The sequence below is a fragment of the Castellaniella sp. genome (genome assembly GCF_034007085.1).
Taxonomy (GTDB): Bacteria; Pseudomonadota; Gammaproteobacteria; order Burkholderiales; family Burkholderiaceae_B; genus Castellaniella.
The window spans coordinates 1-2,890 of sequence record NZ_JAVERO010000202.1 but is presented as its reverse complement, the minus strand read 5'-3'; the positions used below and the strand labels follow the sequence as shown (position 1 = coordinate 2,890).

The 2,890-nt window shown below is 44.3% G+C and carries 3 protein-coding genes; all 3 read right to left on the bottom strand.

Annotation, left to right across the window (positions count from 1 at the left end):
* A partial coding sequence (brxC, locus tag RBR29_RS11695; RefSeq protein WP_320349464.1) for a BREX system P-loop protein BrxC occupies positions 1-1,948 on the bottom strand: 1,948 nt, incomplete at its 3' end.
* Positions 1,949-1,961: 13 nt separating this feature from the next.
* Positions 1,962-2,570: a DUF1788 domain-containing protein gene (locus RBR29_RS11690; protein WP_320349462.1), complete on the bottom strand. Its 609-nt coding sequence runs from the start codon at positions 2,568-2,570 to the stop codon at positions 1,962-1,964.
* A gap of 2 nt (positions 2,571-2,572) precedes the next feature.
* Positions 2,573-2,890 (bottom strand): BrxA family protein (locus RBR29_RS11685; RefSeq protein ID WP_320349460.1); only part of this gene is annotated, 318 nt, incomplete at its 5' end.

Below are 2,890 nucleotides of genomic sequence, written 5' to 3'. Positions count from 1 at the left end.
GGGCCAGATCCTCCCAAAAACGGTTATCGGCAGGAAGTACGATTAGTAATTCTGCCTTACCCATCGAGTTTGCCTTGAGTTGGATCTCGTTATCGTAATACTGGTAATTGGGAGTGATGAGTTGAATAGTGAGCTCCTGTGCCTTACCGTATGCTCTGTCATCCACCTTTCTGGAATAGGCAAAGTCCTGGTTGCTCTCATCATGGCGAATCTTGGTCTTAAAGAAGTCGTTGTAGCCAAACATCAGTTTATCGAGTTCATCCGCTATGGCGGAATCTTCTATCTGAGTATTCTTGATTTGCTGTTCTATCGTCTTTTCGTCACTGGTCAGGTAAGAGTACTCCTCCCCGTTACGTTCGATGTATGTCTCTCGCTCCAGCAGGTCCAGAGCTTGTTTGATCTGCTCATTCAAGCTTTCAGGATCAGTCTGCAGGTCTTCCAAGAGAAGAATGCGGATATTACGGATAGTGGCTTTGAAGTCCTTTACGTATTTGAGGATAAACAAGGTTTTCAAGATACGCAAGGCAAAGGTATCAGTTATTGAGGCCTCAGCTGTTTGTAGGGTGTGCAGCAGATGGGGCTTGACCATGGGCTTCAAACCTTCATACATCAGATCAAATCCGGCAATGCCTCCGATCTCTCTGGTTGCAGACTGGATCAAGACAAATTGGAATATTGAGAGCAAGCTGCGAGCTCCAACAGATGTGTATTTACCGGGGAAGGCGTCATGCTCCGAGAGCGATATAAAGGCAGATTGGAGGAGAAACGACTGATATGGTATGAATGGGTAGGACCCGACAAAATCCTCTGAATCACGAAAAGTTCTATAAGTCCTGGCACCATCGGTGAAGTGGAACAAAGTGCGCATGCTGTTTTCATGCTTATGATAGAGCTTGAGAAGCTCTGTTTCATGTTCTTTCTTTTTGAGTAAGAGCCTCTTTTGAATTACCTCTTCCACGTTGGCTCCCCCCAAATTGAGTTTGATGGGGAATCTTGCCGTGATTCTTCCATATTCTGTGCTCTGGGATTGCTTCAATTGCCCTACTACTGTTTCCAGATCAGATTGCGAGGTTACCATGATCCATGCCTTACCCTTGCATACCGAATAGAAGCTTTCTGAGATGGTCTGAAGATTTAGCATTAGTTTGGTATTGTCTGCTATGAATTGCCCGATCTCGTCCACGCAGAAAATCAGGCGAAAGTCCTTGCCCTTCTTAGCGATATATTCAGCAACATCGTTGGTAAAGTCCTCTATTGAAACCTTGTAATTATAGGACAAGTTACTCAGCAGAGAATTGAAGCTTCCCTCAGGGGCATTCTTGATCTTTGCATAGGCTTTGGATACATTGTGATCTTCCATTGTAGCCATCGCTCTTCCTACTTTCCAGTCTTTGCCAGAGATCTTTTGATACTCAGTCTTAAATGCCTCCAAGAGATCTTGTCGATCCAGATCACGTTCGAATTTGGCGATGTAGGCGTGCTTACCATAGTAGCCGCAGGCTTCATTAAAAACCTTCACAAACACGCTTAGGATGGCATCAGTCCCTTTTGGGGTTCCGGTATCTGCCTTTTGATCTATATTGAAGAGAATGCTCTGAGCGGAAATTGATTTCACTTTACCGATGTTTGCTTTCAGAATCTTGTCATCATCGCATTTTTGCATCATAACATCAGCTATATGAAAGTCATCATGATGCCAACCCTCCAAGAGCAGGGAAATCATCTTTAGCAAGTGAGACTTACCTGTACCAAAGAAACCGGATATCCATACTCCCGGCAGGCTATCATTATTGATGTATGATTCCAGCAGTTTATCCAGTTGTGATTTGATCTCACGGGTAAGCACATATTCGTCAATCTCGGTTTGGATGTTTCGGGCATCGTCCGCCATGATCACACCGGCGATCTTACGTTCGATATCTTTTTGGAACAATTCTTTGATTTGCATTAGATCTCCTGCTTCAAGGCTCGCAGTGATAGATATTGAAAGCCCGGTAGTATTTATCGTCGAGGATACCAAATAGGGTTAGGTTAGAACCCTTCACATTGTCGGTTTCATATTTACCCGGAAAGAAAAGAACCAAGGGTTTCTCAGTAAATTTGCTTTCCAGGGTAGATAGTATCTTGTGTGATCTTATGTAGGGATAGACTTCTCCAACGCCGGTGATAAAGATGATGTCGGGTATATCTCTGTTTATCTTCTCAATCATCAAGGGACAGATAAACTCCTCGGTATCAGTCAAACCTGAGATCGATTCAAAGAAAACATTCCTCGGCGTCCTGGTTTCATCAGCAATAAATCCATCCAGCACCCCAAGAGCGCTAAAGTGCTCAATGCAAAGCCGATACAGGTTAATGTCAAATACTTTGATTTGCTTTAGTTCCAGGGTATTTTTTAGCTGCCCAATGTGCTGGTATACCTGGCTGGTCTCTTCCACCCGAAAAGGGCAGATGTAATAGGGTATATCGTTCGAAGGTCCGGTCATCTCGAGGAACTTACTACTGCTCATGAGTGCCAGGAGGTGCTCAAAGCGCACGTGGGGATCGTGATACTCGTTGATGATAGCCATATTTAATATCCCATTACCACTGAGGGAAAGATTGCGGGTGAAAGAATCTCTTCTGCGATGATTAGCTCTCTTACCCTAGGGCTAACTATCAGCAGCCGCAGTTTCATCTCCGAGTCAGTGATTCCAGAGCTAACCAGCATTCTGAATAGATTGGTCTGGAGCTTTTTTCTGCTCCCTTCAGCGATGCCTGCCAATTTTTCGTGGAGTTCTGCCTTGGTGTTGTAATAGAGATTGAAGTCAGAGATTGTGACCTCAAACTCATGCCGTTTCACTTTCTCAGCCAACACCTCCAAAGCGAACTCTCTAACAAAATCGTATTT

Bases quoted from the DNA above. Each gene is read 5' to 3' on its own strand.
- RBR29_RS11690 (WP_320349462.1), bottom strand. From the start codon at position 2,570: ATGGCTATCATCAACGAGTATCACGATCCCCACGTGCGCTTTGAGCAC.